This window comes from Arthrobacter jiangjiafuii (assembly GCF_018622995.1).
Classification (GTDB): domain Bacteria; phylum Actinomycetota; class Actinomycetes; order Actinomycetales; family Micrococcaceae; genus Arthrobacter_B; species Arthrobacter_B jiangjiafuii.
In genome coordinates, this window is sequence record NZ_CP076022.1 from 2,126,266 (window position 1) to 2,147,527 (window position 21,262).

Annotated in this window: 21 protein-coding genes; 6 read left to right on the forward strand and 15 right to left on the reverse strand. The window is 65.5% G+C overall.

The window, feature by feature from the left end; all coding sequences use genetic code 11:
* Positions 1–16: 16 nt before the first annotated feature.
* From KKR91_RS10000 to KKR91_RS10035, 8 genes are all read right to left on the reverse strand, one after another.
* On the reverse strand, positions 17–331 hold the full coding sequence (locus KKR91_RS10000) for a hypothetical protein (RefSeq protein WP_210229179.1): 315 nt from the start codon (positions 329–331) through the stop codon (positions 17–19).
* Positions 332–692: 361 nt separating this feature from the next.
* A complete protein-coding gene (locus KKR91_RS10005) occupies positions 693–1,115 on the reverse strand; it encodes a hypothetical protein (protein ID WP_210229181.1) in 423 nt (140 codons plus the stop codon).
* Between the two features lie 113 nt (positions 1,116–1,228).
* On the reverse strand, positions 1,229–1,657 hold the full coding sequence (locus KKR91_RS10010; RefSeq protein WP_210229183.1) for a hypothetical protein: 429 nt from the start codon (positions 1,655–1,657) through the stop codon (positions 1,229–1,231).
* Between the two features lie 53 nt (positions 1,658–1,710).
* A complete protein-coding gene (locus KKR91_RS10015) occupies positions 1,711–2,025 on the reverse strand; it encodes a hypothetical protein (protein WP_210229185.1) in 315 nt (104 codons plus the stop codon).
* Positions 2,026–2,365: 340 nt separating this feature from the next.
* Positions 2,366–3,199 carry a ComEA family DNA-binding protein gene (locus KKR91_RS10020; protein WP_210229187.1) on the reverse strand — a complete coding sequence of 278 codons (834 nt, stop codon included), beginning with the start codon at positions 3,197–3,199 and terminating at the stop codon, positions 2,366–2,368.
* A gap of 127 nt (positions 3,200–3,326) precedes the next feature.
* Positions 3,327–4,370 (reverse strand): DegV family protein, encoded by a 1,044-nt coding sequence (locus KKR91_RS10025; RefSeq protein WP_210229190.1) that lies wholly within the window; start codon positions 4,368–4,370, stop codon positions 3,327–3,329.
* A gap of 48 nt (positions 4,371–4,418) precedes the next feature.
* Positions 4,419–6,917 (reverse strand): leucine--tRNA ligase, encoded by a 2,499-nt coding sequence (gene leuS / locus KKR91_RS10030; protein WP_420481388.1) that lies wholly within the window; start codon positions 6,915–6,917, stop codon positions 4,419–4,421.
* Between the two features lie 253 nt (positions 6,918–7,170).
* Positions 7,171–7,830, reverse strand: coding sequence for a GNAT family N-acetyltransferase (locus KKR91_RS10035; RefSeq protein WP_210229194.1), 660 nt, complete (start codon positions 7,828–7,830; stop codon positions 7,171–7,173).
* A 159-nt stretch (positions 7,831–7,989) separates the two neighbouring features.
* Between KKR91_RS10035 and KKR91_RS10040 the strand changes: the two genes are divergently transcribed.
* Entirely contained in the window at positions 7,990–9,024 is a 1,035-nt protein-coding gene (locus KKR91_RS10040; RefSeq protein WP_210229196.1) for an RNA polymerase sigma factor, read from the forward strand.
* A gap of 3 nt (positions 9,025–9,027) precedes the next feature.
* Here the strand turns inward: KKR91_RS10040 and KKR91_RS10045 are convergent, their stop codons facing one another.
* The 5 genes from KKR91_RS10045 to KKR91_RS10065 form a co-directional block, all read right to left on the reverse strand.
* On the reverse strand, positions 9,028–10,029 hold the full coding sequence (locus KKR91_RS10045) for an SDR family oxidoreductase (protein ID WP_210229198.1): 1,002 nt from the start codon (positions 10,027–10,029) through the stop codon (positions 9,028–9,030).
* Entirely contained in the window at positions 10,026–10,994 is a 969-nt protein-coding gene (locus KKR91_RS10050; RefSeq protein WP_210229200.1) for a bile acid:sodium symporter family protein, read from the reverse strand. The genes KKR91_RS10045 and KKR91_RS10050 overlap by 4 nt, the downstream gene beginning before the upstream one ends.
* Positions 10,984–12,384 (reverse strand): flavin-containing monooxygenase, encoded by a 1,401-nt coding sequence (locus KKR91_RS10055; protein WP_237687339.1) that lies wholly within the window; start codon positions 12,382–12,384, stop codon positions 10,984–10,986. Before KKR91_RS10055 ends, KKR91_RS10050 begins: the two co-directional genes overlap by 11 nt.
* Positions 12,385–12,587: 203 nt before the next feature.
* Positions 12,588–14,108, reverse strand: coding sequence for a glycerol kinase GlpK (gene glpK / locus KKR91_RS10060; protein WP_210229202.1), 1,521 nt, complete (start codon positions 14,106–14,108; stop codon positions 12,588–12,590).
* Positions 14,109–14,197: 89 nt separating this feature from the next.
* Positions 14,198–14,938: an MIP/aquaporin family protein gene (locus KKR91_RS10065; RefSeq protein WP_210229773.1), complete on the reverse strand. Its 741-nt coding sequence runs from the start codon at positions 14,936–14,938 to the stop codon at positions 14,198–14,200.
* 273 nt (positions 14,939–15,211) lie between these two features.
* Between KKR91_RS10065 and KKR91_RS10070 the strand changes: the two genes are divergently transcribed.
* From KKR91_RS10070 to KKR91_RS10080, 3 genes are read left to right on the forward strand one after another with little or no spacing between them, the layout of a single operon-like run.
* A complete protein-coding gene (locus KKR91_RS10070) occupies positions 15,212–16,048 on the forward strand; it encodes an aldo/keto reductase (RefSeq protein WP_210229204.1) in 837 nt (278 codons plus the stop codon).
* Positions 16,048–16,968 (forward strand): alpha/beta fold hydrolase, encoded by a 921-nt coding sequence (locus KKR91_RS10075; protein WP_237687340.1) that lies wholly within the window; start codon positions 16,048–16,050, stop codon positions 16,966–16,968. The genes KKR91_RS10070 and KKR91_RS10075 overlap by 1 nt, the downstream gene beginning before the upstream one ends.
* A gap of 2 nt (positions 16,969–16,970) precedes the next feature.
* A complete protein-coding gene (locus tag KKR91_RS10080; protein WP_210229777.1) occupies positions 16,971–18,062 on the forward strand; it encodes a glycosyltransferase family 4 protein in 1,092 nt (363 codons plus the stop codon).
* Here KKR91_RS10080 and KKR91_RS10085 read toward each other — a convergent pair.
* Positions 18,052–19,077: an NADP-dependent oxidoreductase gene (locus KKR91_RS10085; RefSeq protein WP_210229206.1), complete on the reverse strand. Its 1,026-nt coding sequence runs from the start codon at positions 19,075–19,077 to the stop codon at positions 18,052–18,054. The two genes, KKR91_RS10080 and KKR91_RS10085, sit on opposite strands and share 11 nt — an antisense overlap.
* Before the next feature lie 73 nt (positions 19,078–19,150).
* Positions 19,151–19,582 carry a MarR family winged helix-turn-helix transcriptional regulator gene (locus KKR91_RS10090; RefSeq protein WP_210229209.1) on the reverse strand — a complete coding sequence of 144 codons (432 nt, stop codon included), beginning with the start codon at positions 19,580–19,582 and terminating at the stop codon, positions 19,151–19,153.
* Between the two features lie 136 nt (positions 19,583–19,718).
* On the opposite strand from KKR91_RS10090, the gene KKR91_RS10095 reads away from it, so the two are divergent.
* Both KKR91_RS10095 and KKR91_RS10100 read left to right on the forward strand, forming a co-directional pair.
* Positions 19,719–20,462, forward strand: a complete 744-nt coding sequence (locus KKR91_RS10095; RefSeq protein WP_210229211.1) for an ABC transporter ATP-binding protein — start codon at positions 19,719–19,721, stop codon at positions 20,460–20,462.
* Entirely contained in the window at positions 20,459–21,193 is a 735-nt protein-coding gene (locus tag KKR91_RS10100; RefSeq protein WP_210229213.1) for an ABC transporter permease, read from the forward strand. Before KKR91_RS10095 ends, KKR91_RS10100 begins: the two co-directional genes overlap by 4 nt.
* Positions 21,194–21,262 lie beyond the last annotated feature (69 nt).

Consider the following 21,262-nt stretch of genomic DNA (forward strand, 5'->3'; position numbering starts at 1 on the left):
GCACCGCTCCACGCCCTCATCGAGTCACAATTTTCAGCATGTTTTCCAGCGCTTTCATGTTGTCGTCGCTGTTGGAGGCGATGAGGCTGTGGTTATCCATGAGGATGTTCCCTTCTTCGATGCTGTTGATCGCACCGTCGAGTTCGTCGTCGTCGGGTCCGCGGTAGAAGTTCTGGTCGAACTCATCGCGATGAATGGGGCTGTTTCCATCCCACACAACCCCGTTACCCGTGATGGGGCCTGTGTAGAAGCTGGTCATTCCGGTGAACGTCCCCGGAACGTAGGTGATCACGTGCCGTGTGTTGGGGTCTGGAGTGCCGATCATTTCCACAATCCGGGGCTAGAGGTAAAGCTGTACGTCCCCTGCTTCCATCTGCTTCAGGTATGCCACCGCGGAACTGAAGTTCCGCCTGCCGCCCGGAGCTGCCAACCGCCATGATCGAAGTCCGCAACTCAGCCGTCTGGCTGGTTCATCTCGCTGCAGGGCACGCGACAGGTATTTTCAACGCCTCCGGCAACCCGCTTCCGTTCCCCGAAGACGTCAGGATCACCCAATCTGCTACTGGCGATGTCCAGTTCCATAGCCTGCGTCCGCGCCTTGGCTTCCCGCCACATCACCCTTTTTCGCCACGGGTGTGTCCCCTTCCGCTGAACCCGCAGGTGTCGGTACAGAACTCACTGCGCAGGGAACCCTAGAACTTCCCACGCTTATACTTGCCGTCATCGACCCAGGCGAAGCAGACAGAACCCGAAGCAATACGGATCGTACCGGGATCCCCTCCCGCTCCGATGATGTACATTTCTGCGGTATCAGGAGAGCGCAACTGCACTTCATAGTGTCCCGCCGGAGCGGGGTCCCGGATTTTAATGGTGAACCGGCTGTCCTTATACTTCGCTTGAATGGCCCTAACGAGAGGCTCCGGCTCAGTCCCTGCAGTCAAAGTAACAGTGGTGGCCCCGTGCCAGTTCACCAAAGTATCGCTGCAATCGATCACAGCACCCGTCGGGAGCTGATCCACCGTGGCCACTTTATCTGCGGGAATGGAATTGGCGATTTCCAGTTCCATAGCCTGCGTCCGGGCCTTGGCTTCCTGCCACGTCAACTCTATATCCACGGGTGCGTCCCTCTCCGTTGAACTCCCAGGTGTCGGCGCCACGGACGAATCGTCTGCGCAACCAGTAAGGCCTAACAGCAGCACAAAAACTGCGGCAGTGCGTCGTACTCGAATCATTCCGTCACCTCTCGGTACATGTCCTCAAGCGCTTCTGCATTGTCTGCGCTATCACTCGCAATGAGAGAGTGGTCCTCCATCGATATATCAGGCAGCTTGGTTCCACGATTAGGTCTATAGTACTTGTGTTGCGTAAACGAATCATGCTTGCCGGGAACATTACCGTCCCAAACCAACCCTCCTGGGATATTTTGCGTCCTATGTAAGGCATCCGCACCGTAAACATAGTTCGAGTACGCCGTATCCGCATCCGGCACCCAGTCTTCTTGCATCCCGGCCCCAGACAGGGAAATGGATTTGTCATAGTCGGCACCATAGATTTCAGAACTCGTGAGGTTTTGATACCCCCAGCTATGCCCGATGCCGATCTGCTCAGTGCCCTGAAGCAGCGGGTCCGTTCGCATCCCTTGCTGGAAGCCCGCCAACTGCTTACCGGCGTCTAGGCCAAGCTGTGGATCATTGGCTTCACCGAGACGCTTCAGGTCATGCCCACCCTCTCGCTGGTCTTCCCCGGGAAGAGCCCGTCCTTATAAACGAACGCGACCGTATGCGGATCCAAGCGCGTTATGTAACGCGAGACCTGCCGAACTTCAAGATTATAGAAACTCTTCAGACTCGTGAATGTTCCGGGAATATACGTGATCGTGCGCTGCGTGTTCTGGTCCGGGGTGCCGAGCATTTCAATGATCCGCGACTTCTCGCGATCATACAAATATATCTGTACTTCCCCGGAACCGACCCTCTTCAGGTAATCGATTTCCTTCGCCAGAAACTCGTGCCATTCCGTGGTCACGTCGCCGAGTATTGGGAGTTCCTCGGCATGAACGTACGCACGGTAAATCCGACAACGCACCCGACCGTCTTTGCAGAGGGCAGTCCCGCCCTCCGGGCTGAATTCGATACTGATGCACCTGAGAAGTCGTACAGTATCGGGGCTACTGCCCCCTGCTCACCGGGCGACGCGATTGCATTGAATGACGAGGACGACGCAGAGCGGGATCAGGACAAAGTTCTCCCCGGCGACGAAGGCCTCGTCCTACAAGACCCTCCGCAATAACTCCACGATTCAGCTACAACCGAAACCTGGCAACCCGTGCCAAAGTCAGGTATCTCAGGGCCGCGCATTGGGAGCCCTAAACCGTGATCAGCGGAAGAAGTGCCGCCAGCATGGTCTCCCCGATACCAGGAACGGCGTCGAGATCTTCCGGCCGCGAAAATGCCCCGTGCGCCTGCCGCCAAGCCACAATCCGCTCGGCGATCACAGGGCCCACCCGCGGCAGGGTGTCCAGCTCCTGGACCGAGGCGGTGTTGAGGTTGATCAAGGCGCCTGCGGTCGACCCCGCGCCAGTGCCGGCTTCCGTGCCGGTTCCGGTTCCTGTTCCACTGCCCAGGCTGCCGTCGGGCGGCTGGGCAGCCGATACGGGACGCGGCGGATCGCCGATACGGGGCACCAGCACCATTGCCCCGTCCTGCAGGGCAGCCGCCAGGTTCACGGCGGCCAGGTCAGCGTCAGGCGCCGCACCGCCGGCGGCATCGACTGCATCAACAGTGCGGCTGCCGGCGGGAACGCGGACGACGCCCGGGTGCATCACGGCACCGGCTATGTGGACGACCAGGACGGCAGGCACGGCTGCAGGCGTTTCATTGCCGGAAGAAGAGTTGTTGCCGGCAGCAGACCCGGTCGGGGTCCCACCGGCTTCGCCGGCGGCATCGCCAGGGACCGGAGACCCACCGTGGCCCCCTCCCGTGGACGGGGCGTCCCCGGCCTGCGGCGGATCCAATTCCACGCTGCTGACCTCGATATCGTCCCCTCCGCGGAACACGGCAAAGGCCGCAGCCGTACCGAGCAACAGGGACACCGCCAGGACGGCCGCCCGGAATGACAACTGCCACCGCCGGCGGATCGGAAGTCGGGTGCCTGGATCGTCGGCTGCGGAGGGCTCGGTGTCCCAGCGGTGCTCTGCCATGCACTGAACCTAGAGCGGCGTTGGACGCCCTATGGCAGCTCCTGCCGCGAATGTGTGCGCTTCCCGCCTCGCCGCCGCATGGATGGCTTCTGTGCAGGAGGGCGCGGTCTGGGAATGACGGCAGGGATCAGGCCCGGGTCTCGGGCTGTGTTACCGGCGGTGTTCCAGTAGTGGTTCCCGATGATGTTCCGGCAGCATCCGGAGGTACCGGTCCCGCAGGCAAGGCGGCAGGATCCGTAACCGTTCCCACCACGGCCACGGCGAGCACGCCAAGCCCGGCATGGGCGGCCAGGACAGCCGGCAGCGAGCAGATCATCAGCTCAGCGTCGGGAGCGTCACCGGCAATGGCACCGGCCAGCCGTTCGGCCTCGGCTTCATTCCCGAAGTGGTGCACAGCCACACGTACCCGGCCGGACCGTGCCGCAATTTCCTGCTGCACGAGTTCGGTGAGCCGGGCCAGGGCGCGGGGCGCCGAACGCACCCGCTCCAGCGGAACCACCTTGCCCTCGCGCACCACCAGGATCGGCTTGACCGCAAACAGGGTACCGAGCCAGCCCGCAGCTGCACCGATCCGGCCGCCGCGGCGCAGCTGCTCCAGGCTCGGCACATAAAAGAGGAGCGTGCTGGAAGCTGTGGCAGCGCGGGCCGCCGCCTCCACGGACGTGGCCGAGCCGCCGTCGCGCGCTTCTTCGGCAGCCGCCGCCACGGCAAACCCCAGGCCCATGGCCACCGAAGCGGTATCTATGACAGTCACGGGCACCGGCGCCGTACGGGCAGCAAGCCGGGCAGAATCAACGGTTCCAGACAGATGGGCAGACAGGTGCAGGGAAATGATGGCAGAGCAGCCGGCCGCAGCCAGCTCGGCGTAGGCTGCCTCGAACTTCCCCGGGGAAGGCCGGGAAGTACGCACCTCGGAGCCCTGCGCCAACGCCAAAGCGAGGGCACCGATCATGCGGTCGGTGCCCTCGCCGTAAATCTGGTCGCCGATCATGACCGGCATCGGAACTACCCGCACCAGATCCGTGACGGCGGCTGATTCAGCCCAACCGTCCGGAAGCGCGGCAGTGGAATCGGTGACCACGCCGACCCGCGGGGCGGAGGCAGCGCCGGGATTCCGGCCCCGCCCCCGCTTCGCCCGCGCAGCAAGCTTCTGGCGCCAATCCACATTCATCTTTGCCCCCGGCCCGCTGCGCGTCGTCTTCCCCGTCCTGCGGTCAGCCTACGCGGGAACGACGTTCACGAGCTTGGGCGCCCGCACGATCACCGTGCGGATGCCTCGCCCGTCGAGCGTCTTCTGCACAGCATCCGAGGCCAGCGCCAGTTCGCGCAGGTCCTCTTCGCTGATATCGGCCGGGACCTCGAGCCGGTCACGGACCTTGCCCTGGACCTGGACGACGGCGGTGACCGTGTCCTGAACCAGCAGTGCCTCGTCGACGGCCGGCCAGCCGGCGTTGGCCACCGAGGCCGGGCGGCCCAGCAGGGACCACAGGTCCTCGGCGGTGTACGGGGCGAACAGGCTCAGGATGATGGCCACGGTCTCGGCGGCTTCACGGACTGCGGGGTCCGCGCCGCCGACACCGGAGTCGATCGCCTTGCGGGTGGCGTTGACCAGTTCCATGGTCTTGGCCACCACAACGTTGAACTTGTTGTTCTCCAGCAGATCGGTGGCATCGGCAATGGTGCGGTGCGTCAGGGCGCGCAGCTTCTTGTCGCCTCCGGCGAAGCCGACGCCGGGTTCGCTGGTGACACCTTGGCCCAGGCGCCAGGCGCGGGCCAGGAACTTGGCCGAGCCCGACGGCGAAACGTCCGCCCAGTCGACGTCGTCCTCCGGCGGGGAGGCGAAGATCATGGTCAGGCGCACGGCGTCCACGCCGAACTTGTCCAGCTGCTGGCCCAGGTCCACACCGTTGCCGAGGGACTTGGACATGGCCTTGCCGCCATTGAGGACCTGGCCCTGGTTCAGCAGCGAGCTGAACGGCTCACTGGTTTCCAGCAGGCCCATGTCATGGACGACCTTGGTGAAGAAGCGCGCGTAGAGCAGGTGCAGGATGGCGTGCTCGACGCCCCCCACGTACTGGCCCACCGGCATCCAGTTCTTGGCAGCTTCGGGATCGAACGGTCCGTCGGTGTAATGCGGAGAGACAAAGCGCATGAAATACCAGGACGAATCCACGAAGGTGTCCATGGTGTCGGTGTCGCGCTTGGCCGGACCGTCGCAGGACGGGCACGGGACGTTGACCCAGTCCTCGACCGAGGCCAGCGGCGAGGTGCCCTTGGGGGCCAGTGCCTCGCCGCGCAGCCCGGTGGGCAGCGTAACCGGCAGCTGGTCATCGGGAACCGGAACCTCGCCGCAGTTTTCGCAGTGGATGATCGGGATCGGGGTGCCCCAGAACCGCTGGCGGGAGAGCAGCCAGTCGCGCAGCCGGAAGTTCACGAACTTCTCGCCGGTGCCCTGTTCTTCGAGCATGGCGATGGCGGCCGGGATCGCTTCGGACTTCGGCAGTCCGTCCAGCTTGCCGGAATTGATCAGCGTGCCCTCGCCGGTGGTGGCGGTGCCGGAGACGGACGGATCCTCTTCACCGGTGTCCAGGACCGGGCGCACCGGCAGGTCGAAGGTCTTGGCGAAGTCCAGGTCGCGCTGGTCATGCGCGGGCACGGCCATGATCGCGCCGGTGCCGTAGTCGGCCAGCACGTAGTCGGCGGCCCAGACGGGCAGCTTCTCGCCGTTGAGCGGGTTCACGGCGTAGCGGCCCGTGAACACGCCGGTCTTGACGCGTTCGGTGGACTGCCGCTCAATGTCCGAGAGTGCCTTGACCTGCTCGCGGTAATCCAGCAGGGCGTCCATGTGCTCGTCGGTGGTCAGCTCGACGGCCAGCGGGGCGTCGGCTGCAACGACGAAGAACGTTGCCCCGTACAGGGTGTCCGGGCGGGTGGTGAAGACCGTGACCTGCTCGGCCGGCTTGTCGCCGTCGGCTTCGATGTTGAACCGGACGTGCGCGCCTTCGGAGCGGCCGATCCAGTTCTTCTGCATGGCCAGCACACGCTCGGGCCAGTGGCCCTTGAGCTGGTCCATGTCATCGAGCAGCCGGTCGGCGTAATCGGTGATCTTGAAGTACCACTGGTTCAGGGACTTCTTGGTGACCTGGGTGCCGCAGCGTTCGCAGGCGCCGTTGACGACCTGCTCGTTCGCCAGCACGGTCTGGTCCTTCGGGCACCAGTTGACTGGGGAATTCTTCCGGTAGGCCAGGTTCCGCTCGTAGAAGCGCTTGAAGAGCCACTGGGTCCAGCGGTAGTACTCGGGATCCGAGGTCTGGATCCGGCGGGACCAGTCAACACTGATGGCGTAGCGCTTGAACGACGCCGCCTGGGTGTCGATGTTGCGGTACGTCCAGTCGCTGGGGTGGGCGTTGTTCTTGATCGCGGCGTTCTCCGCCGGCAGGCCGAAGGAGTCCCAGCCGATCGGGTGCAGCACGTCATAGCCCAGCTGGCGCCAGTAGCGCGCGACGACGTCGCCCATGGCGAACGCCTCGGCGTGGCCCATGTGCAGGTCGCCGGAGGGGTACGGGAACATGTCCAGCACGTAGCGGCGTTCCTTGGAACCGTCGTCGGCGGGCTTGAACACGCCGAGCTCATCCCAGACCGCCGGCCACTTCTGCTCGATGTCCGCAAAACTGTAGACGGCCTCTTCAGACTCATCCGTCTGTGACTGCGTACTCACTGTTGTCGCCTCTGTCCTCAAAGAAATCCTGTTGATCCGCGGTTCCCGGTCCATGCCGGTTCCGCCGCTTAAAACGCAAGTTCCGTCACGCTCTCCCCCAGACACACAAAAGCCCCTCGGCAGGCAAGGGGCTTGGCCGCGCACGAACGGTGCGCGGCTACCTAAGGAGGAGGGAAGCGTTCATCTTTCCACTTTACAACAGCACCGCCCGTACACCAGCCGAACCGCGGGTGCGTGAAGCGGCGGGAAGCGGTCAGCGAAGCGCCGGGCGGGCCATCGAGTACAGCAGCGAATCCTCCCACTGCCCGCGGATCAGCTTGTGCGCCGGAAGCCGCCGCTTTAGGACCATGCCGGTCTTCTCGAGCACCCGGGCAGAGGCTTCGTTGCCGGGGCGGCAGGTCGCGGAAATCCGGTCCAGTCCCAGCACGGTGAAGCCAAAATGTACGACGGCGGCGGCGGCCTCGGTTGCGTAGCCACGGTTCCAGTGCTCGGCGGCGATGACGTAGCCGGTTTCTGCGGTGCGGCCTCCGGTGCCGGAGGTTTCCGGGTCGGGTGCTTCCGCGTTGAGTGCAGCCGGCTCGGGTGCTGCCAGGTCGGGCTGTGCCTGGTCGAGTGTCAGGCCCACGGAGCCAAACGGAGCGCCGCCGTCCTTCAGGGTGAGCGCAAAGGTATAGGCCTGCCGCGGCACGGTCGCTTCTTCGGCCAGGCAGGCGGCAAGGAAACCGCGGCTGTCCTGCAGCGTGTTCGGCCCCCATTCCACGAACTGTGTCAGCCGCGGATCGGAGGCGAAGCGGTGCACGGCGGCCAGGTCCCCCGAGGTGTAGGGGCGCAGGGTCAGCCGGAGCGTGTGCAGCACCAGCGGCTCCGGCAGGTCCAGGGGTTTGTGCAGTTCCAGCGTTTCAGGCAGCTCCATGTGCCGATTCTGCCGCACAAATGCTGATTCCTTCGCCTTACGTATCTTTTCGGAGCGTCCGTGCGTCTACCGGATAGAAACGTGGCACAGTGCCATGCTTTTGGACGAGCCGACCGTGAAGCGTGCTGCGCACAGGGTCCTTGGGAAAAGGGGAAGTAGATGTCAGTCGAGTTGGATTCATCAGCAAAGCAGCAGGCAGCGGAAGTCGACGGCCGGCTGCGCGGCGACCTGCGGCAGGCACGGCGGGACTTCCTCGTGGCCCTGGAGCCGGTCCGGGCGTCGGTCTACCGCTACTGCCGCAGCCTCACCCCCAATGTGTGGGACGCCGAGGACCTGCTGCAGGAAACCCTCGCCAAGGCCCTGGCCGACGCATCCCAGCGGCACGAACCCATCACCAACACGCAGGCGTGGCTGATCCGGATCGCCACGAACACCTGGCTGGACTCCCTCCGACGCAGCGGCAGGACGACCCCGGCTGACTGGACGGATGCAAGCATCGACCTTCCCGAGGACGCTCCAGTGGACCCCTTGGTCAATCTGGCTGTGGAGGAGGCCCTGCGGCACTTGCTGCTTGCGCTGCCGCCGCGGGAGCGGGCGTGCGTGGTCCTCAAGGACGTTTTCTCCTACCCTCTGGCTGAGATCGCCGGCATCCTCGACACCACCACCGGAGCCGTGAAGAGCGCCCTGCACCGGGGGCGGGTTGCGTTGCAGGCGGCACAGGCCGGCAACCGTCCTGCAATCACCGGGTTGGAGGGGCCCGAGGCAGCCCGGCCCACTCCCCATGGGGCGGTGCTGCGGCAGCTGGCCGACGCGTTTGCCGCCTACGACATCGACGCGATGGTGCGCCTGTTCCTGTCCACTGGCCGGACCGACGTCGTCGGCAACGTCAGCGAAACCGGACACGAGCAGATCCGCACGGGATCGATGAGCCACACCTTCGGTCCGGACGCCGCCGAACTCTACCGGCCGAGCATCCACTGGTTCGACGGCGAGGAAGTCATCCTCCTGTGGGAGCGGCCCAAGAACGCCCCGGACTCCCCCGAGGTGGTCGCCGACGTCCTGCGGATCCAATGCGTCGAGGGGGAACCGCTGATCGCCGCGCTGAACTGGTACTTCTTTTGCCCCGAGCTCATTGCGGAAGTGGCAGGCGGTTTGGGCCTGCCGTTCAAAACCAACGGTGTCAGTTACTTCTGAGCATCAATTAATCGCAGTCCGGGCCCGTGCTGTCGGGGCCGGCCCGGACTGTTCGGCGGCATCCCGGGCGGCACGGAAGGCCAGGAACGCCTCGCGGCTGGTGTAGGTGGGGGTAAAGCCGAAGTCTTCCTTCAAGGCCGTGTTGTCCAGCACCGGGCGGTAGCGCAGGAACCGCAGTTGTTCCGGTCCATGCACGGTCAGCTTCAGCCGGTGCCCCAGCCACAGGGCCGCCCCCAGCACCGGGGCGGGAACCGTGAGTGTCCGGCGGCCCAGCAGTCCGGCGATCTCGCGGACCGTCAGGGCGCCGTCGCCTGCCACATTAAAAATGCCGCTGCGCCCGGTCACTACGGCGCGGACCATGGCGTCGGCGACGTCGGTGTCCCAGGCAAAGACAAACGGGGACTCGCTGCCTGCGACCCGCAGCAGCCGCGGTGCGTCGAACAGGGCGGTGATCTGGTTGCGGACCCGCTCGCCCAGGATGGTGCCGATGCGGAAGATGGTCTGCTTCAGCTCCGGATGCTCCTGCCGGAAGCGGGCCAGTTCCTCCTCGACCAGGCGCTTGTGGTGGCTGTAGGCAAACTCGTCGTTGCCGCGCAGTGCATCGTTTTCCCGCAGCCAGGCCGGGTTGTCGGGGTGGTAGCCGTAGGCCGCGCCGGAGGAGGAGATGACCACATGCTTTACCCCTGCGTCGATGCAGGCCGCCAGCACGTTCCGGGAACCGGTCACATCTACGGCGAACTCCTGCTCTCGGGTGGTGTCCTTGCCCGGATTCACGATCGCCGCGAGATGCACTACGGTTTCGATCCGGTGTTCCGCCAGCAGCCGGCCCACGCCGGGCGAACAAACATCGGCCAGGGCGTAGCTGACCCCGTCCAGGCGGCGCGCCGGGGCAGGTTCGCGGATATCCAGGGACAGGACATGGGAGATCTGCGGGTCTTCCAGGAGCCGGGCAACAACCGCGCTGCCGAGGAAGCCGTTGCCTCCGGTGATGCAGACCCGGGTCATGGGGCTTCCTTTCGAGCGGTAGGTCCTGGGGTTTCGGTTGTTCCGGGTATGGCGGAGGCCCGGGCTGCTTTACGGGCATCCCGCCGCCGCCACCAAGTGGCCAGCAGCAGGCCGGCCAGGATGTCCCAGATCCCCCACCAGGCGGCGATCATGGCCATGCCGCCGAGTCCGGCGAAGAAGGTGAGCGTCAGGCCAAGCCCCAGCCCGGTGTTGCGGGCGCCCACCTCGAAGGCGAAGGCCCTGCGGTCCGGTTCCCCCAGCCGGGCTGCCGCTGCGGTCCAGTATCCGACGGCCAGCGCAACGGCGTCGTGCAGCAGCACTACCAGGAAAATGGTGCCCAGGTGCTCGCGCAGCGGTCCGAGGTTGCTGGCCGTGCCGGAGATGATGAAGACCAGCAGCGCCACAAGTCCCACCCGCTGCACCCACGGCAGCGCCTTGGCGGTCAGGGCGGGAAAGCGCCGGGCCAACGGCATGCCGATGGCGAAGGGAACCCCGATGATCAGCAGCACCTGGACCAGCATCTCGGCACGGTTTAGGGAAAAGTCGCGCATCAGGGCATCGGTGGCCGGGTTCAGCGACGCCCAAAGCGCCACATTCAGCGGCATGACCACGATGGCCACCAGGTTCGATACCGCCGTCATTGACGCCGACAGGGCGACGTTGCCTCCGGCCCGGTAGGTCAGCACATTGGAAATTCCGCCCGGCGGGCAGCACGCCACCAGGATCATGCCCAGCGCGATCGACGCCGGCACGTCCAGCAGCAGGGCAAGCCCGACGGTGACGGCAGGCAGGAGCAAATATTGGGCGCCGATGCCCAGCACCACCGCCTTGGGATGGCGGGCAACGGTCCGGAAGTCGGACGGGCGGACCTCCAGGGCGATCCCGAGGATGATCAGGGCCAGGACCGCGTTCAGGACGATCAGCGAGGCGGGGGTGAAGTTCAGTACGACGTCGTCAATGGGCATGGGTGCCAACCCCGCCCTGGGTCGCGGCCGCTGGCTGGACCGCTGGCTGGCCTGTCTGGCCGCCCGGAGGGTCCGCGGGGTGCAGCAGCGCCAGATGGGCGGCGAGTTGCGCCCGGTACGCGTCCTTGTTGACGTAGTAGCTCATCCGGTCCAATCCGAGGTACTTGTAGCCGCCGGTCATGTCAGGGGATGGTCCGGCGATGGCCTGCCGGAACCCGGCCGCGCGCTGTGGTGCATGGACCTGCGCGGCCAGATAAGCGGCTGCGAGTTCTGCCTGCTTGTAGCGGCCCTCCCAGCCCAGACCGGAGGCTTCCACCATGCCCACGACGATCAGGTTTTCCGCCTGCCGGCTGAACATGTTCAGGTACAGCGACGGCGACGGGCCGTTCCAGCCCAGCTCGGCCCGGTCAAGGAAGGGATAGGAAAGGACGTAGCCGGTGGAGAGCAGAATCAGGTCATATTCGCGGGCGCTGCCGTCGCGAAAGTGCACCGTGTGACCGTCGAGCCGGGAAATGTCCGGCATCACTTGGAGGTCGCCGTGGCCCAGGTGGTGCAGGATCAGCGAGTTGACCACCGGATGCGATTCGTAGATCCGGTAGCCCGGTTCGGGGAAGCCAAAGCGGCGGGGATCGCCCGTGAACATCCGCAGCAGCCGCTTGTCGATGAACTGCTTCAGCGGGCGGGGCAGCGGGCGGCCCTGGTTCAGCGTGTCGGTGGGCCGGCCGAAAATGTACTTCGGGATGAAGTAGTAACCGCGGCGCACACTGATGTCCACGGCCGCCGCATGGTGCACGGCGTCCACGGCGATGTCGCAGCCGCTGTTGCCGGCACCCACGACCAGAACGCGCCTGCCGGCCAGGTCGGCGGGGTTCTTGTAGTGCGCCGAGTGCAGGATCTCACCGGAAAAGGTTCCCGGAAACTCGGGCACGAACGGGGTGTGCAGCGTGCCGGTGGCAACAATCAAGGCACTGAACCTGCCGCTGCCCGCACCGCCGTCGGCACTGCGCCACGACAGCTGCCAGCCGCCGTCGTCCTGCGTGGCGGCGGTGATCCGTGTCCCGAACCGGATGGAGCCGCGCAGGCCGAAATTGTCTGCGTACCCGCGGAAGTATTCCTGCAGGTGCCGGTGCCCGGGATAGTCCGGAGTGCCCGCAGGCATGGGATATTCAGCGAACTCGGTAGTGGTTCTGGATGAAATGAGATGGGCGGATTCATACACGGTGCTGGCCGGATTCTCTATGTTCCAGAGCCCGCCCACATCGGTGTGCTGTTCAAAGCCGACAAACTCCAGCCCCTGCCGGGACAGTGCCCGCATGGCCGCCAGCCCGCTGGGCCCTGCTCCGATGACAGCGGCCGGCAGTCCCCCGCGTCCTGCCGTAGGTGTTTCCAACACTGGTTCCCGCTTTCGTGACCTGCATCACCTTTGATGCTGCCAGAACGCTACCGACCAGGGGGATAAGGGTCAAACACCGGCCCCGGCGGGTCGCCGTCGGGCTCCATCGCGGGGACGGCGAAGGCCCCGGCGGAAATTCCGCCGGGGCCCTCGCCCTGCCGCTGAAACAGGCGCGGTGTGGTTACAACGCGTCCATGTGGTTACAGCACGTCGTCGTCGACCCAGTCGAAGGTCCGGGTGACGGCCTTGGACCACAGGCGCATCTGGCGCTGACGCTCGCTGTCTTCCATCTGCGGGGTCCAGCGCTTGTCTTCCGCCCACTTGGTGGCCAGCTCGTCGGTGTCGTTCCAGTAGCCAACGGCGAGGCCGGCTGCATAGGCGGCGCCGAGGGCAGTGGTCTCCACGATCTTGGGCCGGACCACGTCGACGCCCAGGATGTCGGCCTGGAACTGCATGAGCGCCTCGTTGGCGACCATGCCGCCGTCGACCCGCAGTTCGGTCAGCGGAACGCCGGAGTCTGCGTTCACGGCATCAAGCACCTCGCGCGTCTGGAAAGCGGTGGCCTCCAGCGCCGCGCGGGCAATGTGGTTCTTGTTCACGAAGCGGGTCAGACCGACAATCGCGCCGCGGGCATCGGAACGCCAGTGCGGTGCGAACAGGCCGGAGAAGGCCGGAACAATGTAGACGCCGCCGTTGTCGGTGACCTCGTTGGCGAGGGCCTCAACCTCAGGGGCACTCTGGATCATGCCCAGGTTGTCCCGCAGCCACTGAACCAGTGAACCGGTGACCGCAATGGAGCCTTCAAGGGCGTAGACCGGCTTGGCATCGCCGAGCTGATACGCCACCGTGGTGATCAGCCCGTTCTCGGAACGGACAATCTCCTCGCCCGTGTTGAAGATCAGGAAGCAGCCGGTGCCATAGGTGTTCTTGGCGGCACCCTGGCCGAACGCTGCCTGGCCAAACGTGGCTGCCTGCTGGTCGCCGAGGATGCCGGCAACGGGGGTTTCACGCAGCAGCTGCGACGTGTGAACGGTGCCGTAGACCTCGGAGGAGGACTTAATCTGGGGCATCATGGACACCGGCACGCCGAAGTCCTTGAGGATCTCCTCGTCCCAGGTCAGGGTTTCCAGGTTCATGAACAGCGTGCGGGAGGCGTTGGTGACGTCGGTGATGTGCACGCCGCCGTCCGTTCCACCGGTGAGGTTCCAGACGATCCAGGAGTCGGTGTTGCCGAAAAGCAGGTCCCCTGCTTCGGCACGTTCCCGTGCCCCTTCCACGTTGTCCAGGATCCACTTGATCTTGGTGCCGGAGAAGTAGGTGGCCAGCGGCAGGCCCACGCGGTCCTTGTAGCGGTCCAGGCCGCCGTCCTTGGCCAGTTCGTTCACGGTCGGCTGGGTGCGGGTGTCCTGCCAGACAATGGCGTTGTAGACCGGCTTACCCGTGGTTTTGTCCCAGACAACGGCAGTTTCACGCTGGTTGGTGATGCCGACGGCTGCGATGTCGTGGCGGGTCAGGTTCGCCTTCGACAGGGCGGTGCCGACCACCTCGCGCACATTGGTCCAGATTTCCTCGGGGTCGTGCTCTACCCAGCCCGCACGCGGGAAGATCTGCTCGTGTTCCTTCTGGCCGGTTGAAACGATGTTGCCGTCGTGGTCAAACACGATCGCACGGCTGCTGGTAGTGCCCTGGTCAATGGCAATGATGTATGTCGAATCAGGCATGAGTCGCTCCTCTTACAGATAGATGGATGGAGGGCGGGATCTTCCGCCCGTAACCGGAACCCCCGGACCGGTCTTCCTGGGAAAAAGTGCTAGAGAACCGGCATGGGCAGGCCGTTGAAGACCAGGCCGGCCAGGACACCGCCGATGATGGGTCCGAGGATCGGCACCCACGAGTAGGACCAGTCGCTGGAGCCCTTGTGGCGGATCGGGAGCAGGGCATGCACGATACGCGGACCAAGGTCACGCGCAGGGTTGATGGCGTATCCCGTCGGCCCGCCGAGCGATGCGCCAATACCGAGCACCAGGAGCGCTACGGCCAGGGGGCCGATTTCGTTCGGGGTTCCGCTGAAGGACAGAATCACGAAGACCAGCACGAAGGTGCCGATGACCTCGGTGACAAGGTTCCAGCCGTAGGCGCGGATGGTCGGGCCGGTGGAGAACACACCAAGGATGTTGGCGGCGTCCGGCTCATCGTCGAACTGCTTCTTGTAGGCCAGCCAGGTCACAAATGCACCGATCATGGCACCAAGCAACTGCCCTGCCAGGTACACAAGGACGGCCGTGAAACTCATCTCCACGCCGGGCGCCAGTTCGTCTGCCCCGTTGGCAACGAAACCAAGGGTGACGGCCGGGTTGATATGGGCACCGGACTGCACGGCAACAAAGACACCGGCGAAGACGGCAAGGCCCCAGCCGAAGTTCACCAGCAGGAACCCTCCGCCGTTGCCCTTCGTTTTGGTCAGTGCCACGTTTGCTACAACTCCGCAGCCGAGCAATATCAGAATTGCCGTTCCCGCGAGCTCACTGAGGAATACCTCACCGAGAGTCACCATTGACTTCTCCATCCTTCTGTTCGGGATGATCTGGTCCGGCCTTTCAAACCGGCCCGATACATCTCATTTCACCGGTCCAGGCACCCGTATGGGTGCACCACCGCTTATGTGTAGTAAACCGTACCGTCTAATCTCACAACGGTTTTGATCACACCGCTAAAAATGCCGCGGCCGGGGCAAGAACCACGTAGTCCTTCGTCAGTTCCGGGTATAAGTCCCGGTCCGGGGGCAATTCCACCCTCGGCGGCCTACCTCGGTAGAGTCTTATGCATGGAACCGGCACCGAAAATCCCGCTCAACAACGGCGTCCTCATCGATCAGGTGGGCTTTGGCACCTACAAGGTACCGGCCCCCGATGCTGCCGCCCTGGTGACCCGTGCGCTCAACACCGGCTACCGCCATGTGGACACCGCCACCCTCTACGGCAACGAAGAGGGTGTGGGCAACGCCATACTGAACTTCACCCGGGACGGCGCTGTTTCCAGGGATGAGATCTTCCTTACCACCAAGGTCTGGAACACCGACCAGGGCTACGACCGGACGCTGCGGGCTTTTGATGCGTCGATGGACCGGCTGGGCCTGGACATCCTGGACCTGTACCTCATCCACTGGCCCTGCCCGGAGCGCGGACTGTTCGCGGAAACCTACCGTGCCATGGAGGCGCTGTACCGGGACGGACGGGTGCGGGCAATCGGCGTTTCCAACTTCCAGCCGGACCACCTAAGGCAGCTCCTGGATGCCGCTGACGTGGTTCCGGCCGTCAACCAGGTGGAACTGCACCCCTGGCTGCAGCAGCGCGAGCTCCGTGCGCTGCACGACGAGCTCGGTATCCGCACTGTTGCCTGGAGCCCGCTGGGCCGCGGCGCCGTCCTGGCCGATCCGGTGGTGGTGAAGGTTGCCGGGGACCAGGGCATCTCCCCCGCACAGGTGATCCTGCGGTGGCACCTGGAGCAGGGCAATGTCGCCATCCCCAAGGCCAGCTCCCCGGAGCGGATCGCCGAGAACCTTGATGTCTTTTCGTTTGAACTGACCGACGCTGCCCGTGATGCCCTTGCCGGACTTGACCGCAATGCCCGCTCCGGCTCGCATCCGGACCGGGTGAACTAGTGAAAAACGCTTCGCCGGCCGGCTCCGCTGGAATCGATTTGACCCGCCGGGCCGAGGTACGGACCTTTACCGTGGCCGGAACGCTCCAGCACTGCTGGGACTATCCTCCCGTTGAAAACGGGGCGGACGGGCAGCCGCCGATCTTCATGGTCCACGGTTTCCGCGGCGACCACCACGGCCTGCTGCGCATCGTCGAGGCACTGCCGCAGCACCGGATCCTCGTCCCCGATCTGCCGGGCTTTGGTTCCGCCGATCCGCTGCCGCAGACGCACGACGTCGGCGCTTACGCCGGGTTTGTGTCCGCCGCGCTGGCCGGCGGAGTTCCCGGCCTGGGTTCGGACACGGTCCTGCTGGGCCATTCCTTCGGCTCGATCATCGCGTCCCGGGTCGCGGCCGAACACCCGCAGCTGCTGAGCGAACTGATCCTGGTGAACCCCATCTGCGAGCCTGCCCTGGAAGGATCCAAGGCGATCACCAGCAAGGCCGCTGAACTGTACTATCTGGCCGCCGCCCGGCTTCCGGAGCGTATCGGCATGGCCCTGCTGCAGCACCGCGCAATTGTGCGGGGTATGAGCATCTTCATGGCCAAGACCCGTGATCCGGCCCTGCGGCGCTGGATCCACGGCCAGCACCGCGCCTACTTCAGCGCCTTCGCCAACCGTGACGTGGTCCTCGACGCCTTCCGCGCCTCGATTTCCGCCACCGTTCGGGACGCCGCAGCGCAGCTGAGGATGCCGGTGCTGCTCATCGCCGCCGAACGCGACGACCTCGGATCCGTAGCGGGGCAGCGGAAACTGGCCGGTCTCATCCCGGACGCCGAGCTGGCGGTGCTGCCCGGCGTCGGTCATCTGGTCCACTATGAGGCCCCGGCCGAGGCCGCAGCACTGATCACGGATTTCCTGCAGCGGAGGCACCCATGACCCTGCGGATCGCCCTGGACGCACGGTTCACCCGGATTGACCAGCATGACGGCATCTCCCGGTACGGCGCATCCCTGATTGAGGCCGTTGCCAGCCGCGCCGACGTGCTGATGCTGATTTCCGACGAGCGCCAGCTGGCACTGTTGCCGGACCTGCCCTGGGTCAAGATCAACAGCCCGATCTCCCCCGCGGAATTATTCGTCGCGTTCCGCATCAACCGGCTGGGCGCCGACGTCGTCGTCAGCCCCATGCAGACCATGGGCAGCTGGGGCCGGACGTATCCGCTGATCCTCACCCTGCACGACCTGATCTACTACTCCAATCCGGCGCCGCCGGGTTTCCTTCCGCTGCCCGTGCGGGTGCTGTGGCGGCTGTATCACCTGGCCTACTGGCCGCAGCGGCTGCTGCTGAACCGGGCCGACGTCGTCGCCACCATCAGCGACACCACCCGCTCGCTGATTGCCAGGCACCGCCTGTCCAGGCGCCCGGTCCGCATTGTGGGGAACGCGCCGCAGCCCGGAGTCGTGGCCCGCGATCCGGCGCAGGCACCGGAGAAGTCCCTGCTGTACATGGGCTCGTTCATGCCCTACAAGAACGTGGAAACAGTGGTGCGCGGCATGGAGGGGCTGCCCGGCTACACCCTGCATCTGCTGAGCCGGATCTCCCCGGCCCGCCGGGCCGAACTTGCTGCGCTGGTGCCGGCCGGCAGCGAGGTGGTGTTCCACAACGGGGTCACCGAGGAGGAGTACGCAACCCTGCTGCGCTCTGCCACCGCACTGGTGACGCTGTCCCGGGCCGAGGGCTACGGGCTGCCGATGATCGAGGCGATGGCGGCAGGGACGCCGGTGGTGGCCAGCGATATTCCGATCTTCCGGGAGGTATCCGGCGGTGCGGCGCTGCTCGCGGATCCGGAGAGCCCCCAGGCGTTCGCGGCTGCAGTCCGGGAGCTTGCGGATCCGGAGTGCTGGCGGCGCGTGTCCGAAGCAGGGCTTCGCCGGGCGGCGGAGTACTCCTGGGAGCACTCCGCCGGCCAGCTGCTGGATGCTGCCGCTGAAGCGGTGCGGCTGTTCGCGGCGCGGAGGACTACTCCGTAGGGTCCAGGGCGACGATCATCTTGCCTTTATTGGCACCCTTCATCAGCGCGATGAACGCCTGCGGGGCGTTTTCGAGGCCCTCGACGAAGGTCTCGTCGTAGCTGAGCCTGCCGTCGTTGAGCCAGCCGGCGATCCGTTCCGTGGCTTCGCCGGCGTACTGGTTGTAGCTGCCCACGATGAAGCCGCGCAGGGTCAGTTCCTTGCCGATGGCCAGCGCCAGGTTGCGCGGCCCCGTGGGAGCGTCAGTGGTGTTGTACTGCGAGATGGCCCCGCACATGGCGATCCGGCCGTACTTGTTCAGAACCGAGATGGCTGCTTCGAGGTGCTCGCCGCCGACGTTGTCGAAGTAGACGTCGATGCCCTCCGGGCCCACCGCTTCCTTGAGCCGGGCCTTGACCGGACCGTCGTGGTAGTTGAAGGCTGCATCAAAACCGAGGTCCAGCAGGCGCTGGACCTTCTCGTCCGAGCCGGCGCTGCCGATGACCTTCTTCGCGCCCATGGCCTTGGCGATCTGGCCGACCAGCGAGCCGACGGCGCCGGCGGCACCGGAGACGAAAACGACGTCGCCCTCCTTGAACTGCGCAACCTTGGTCAGGCCTGCGTAAGCCGTCAGGCCGGTCATGCCGAGCACGCCCAGATAGGTGGTGGCCGGAGCCAGCGCGGTATCAATGATGCGGGCGCGTTTTCCGTCCAGGACGGCGTAGTCGCGCCAGCCCAGGCCGTGCAGCACCAGGTCGCCCGCCTTGTGCGACTCGGAGCGCGATTCCAGCACCTCGCCGATGGCGCCGCCCTCGAGCGGGGCGTCAATCCTGAAGGGCGGCACGTAGGACTTCACGTCGTTCATCCGGCCGCGCATGTACGGGTCCACCGACATGTAGAGGTTGCGGACCAGGACCTGGCCGTCTTCCAGCTGGGGCACGGGCACCTCGGCGAGCCGGAAGTTCTCGTCCGTGGGCCAGCCCTCCGGGCGTGACGCCAGCTGGATTTCGCGGCTGGTCTGAGGGTAGTCGGTCATGGAATGCCTTCCTGTTCGGGACCCGGAGGCCCGTCGGGGTTTGGTGGGAAATCTCAGGCGGCGGCTGCTGCGCTCAGTCTGCCGCAGCGCGAAGTGCGCGGGTCACTTTCGCAAGTGTCTCCTGCAGCGCACGCAGTTCCTGCGGCTCGAGCCCGGCTGCCGCGGCTACCTCCTGCGGCAGATCCAGGGCTTTGGCCTGCAGGGAGCGGCCGTTTTCGGTCAGGTGGATCTCGACGCGTCGTTCGTCCGCTCCGCTGCGGCGGCGCTGGAGCAGGCCTGCAGCTTCGAGCCGTTTAAGCAGGGGTGAGAGTGTTCCGGAGTCCAGCTCCAGGGACCGGCCCAGGTCCCGCACGCCCACGCCGTCGCGCTCCCACAGCACCTGCAGCACCAGGTACTGCGGATAGGTCAGGCCCAGCTTTTCCAGCAGCGGCCGGTATACCGCCGTGGCGGCCCGCGACGCCGAGTACAGCGAAAAGCAGACCTGCCGCTGGAGGGAATCACTCATCCGGCCAACGTAGCCCACTATTTGGTTGTGCACAACCAAACGGGAGAGGGGGTATCCTGCTGTTTCCGTCCGGGCCTGGACTGCTGCAAGGCCTGCACCCGTTGACCTGGTCCCGCTGCCGGGGCAAGGTCGCCATATGCCACATCCGTCTTCCGCAGATCCACGGCCGGCAGATCCGCCTGCCATCCGTATCTCCGGGCTCTCGGTGCGGCGCGGCGGGACCACCGCCCTGGATGGTCTGACCGTCACCGTTCCACGAGGTCAGGTGGTGGGGCTTCTCGGCCCCAGCGGCAGCGGCAAGACCACACTGATGCGGGCTGTCGTGGGCACCCAAAGGAGCACGGAAGGGACCATCGCAGTACTCGGCTCCCCTGCCGGCAGCCCGGCGCTGCGGCGGAAAGCCGGCTACCTGGCCCAGGCCGCCGGCATCTACGACGACCTGACGGTCCTCGAAAACCTGCGCTACTTCGCCCGGATCCTGGGCGCCCCGGCCTCCGACCCGGACCGGGTGATCAGGGAAACCGGTCTGGTCGGTCAGGCCGGGCGGCTTGCCGGAAGTCTCAGCGGCGGCCAGCACCGCCGGGTCTCGCTGGCCGTGGCGCTGCTGGGCGCACCGGAGCTGCTGATCCTTGACGAGCCCACGGTCGGGCTGGATCCGGTCCTGCGGCGGGACCTGTGGAATCTCTTCGCCACGCTGGCCTCCCGCGGCGTGAGCCTGCTGGTAAGCAGCCACGTGATGGACGAGGCCAAGCGGTGTGACCGCATCCTCCTCTTGCATGAGGGGCGGCTGCTGGCCGACATGACGCCGGCGGAGTTGCTGGAACACACAGGTGCTCCCGATGCCGACGCCGCCTTCCTGATCCTGCTGGGTGCCGCATGAACCCGCCTCTGGCGCTGGCCACGGCGGCACGGGTGCTGATCCAGATCCGCCATGATCCCCGGACGGTGCTCCTGCTGCTGCTGGTCCCGAGCCTGCTGATCGGACTGTTGGCCTGGATTTTCGAAGACACCGGCGTGTTTGGCGACCTGGGACCGGCACTGTTGGGACTGTTCCCCTTCATCGTCATGTTCCTGGTCACAAGCATCACGACCCTGCGGGAACGCCGCTCCGGCACCCTGGAGCGGCTGATGACGCTGCCGCTGGGGAAGTTCGATTTCATCGCCGGCTACACCCTGGCCTTCGGGCTGCTGGGGACGGTCCAATCCCTGATCGCCTCCGCCTACGCGGTCTGGGTTTGCGGGCTCGACGTCGAAGGCAGCCTCGGACTACTGGTCACCGTGGCGGTGGTCGATGCGGTGCTGGGCGCCACCCTCGGCCTCTTCACCAGCGCCTTTGCGGCGACCGAATTCCAAGTCATCCAATTCATGCCGGCCCTGGTGTTTCCCCAGATCCTGCTGGGCGGGATTTTCATTCCCCGGGAGCAGATGCCTGCGGTGCTGGAAGCGGTGTCCGGCTGGCTGCCGCTTTCCCACGCCGTCGAAGCACTGAACCTTGTCGCCGACGGCAGCGGCTCCACCGCCGAGATCATCCGCGAAATCGGCATCCTCGCCGCCTTCGCCGTTGTCTTTGTCGTCCTGGGCGCCGTCACGCTTCGGCGCCGGACGCCCTGACGCGCCGGCCCTGGGGGAACGGCCGGGCCGATTTTTTTACGCGCCCTCACCCGCCCTAAACTACTGATA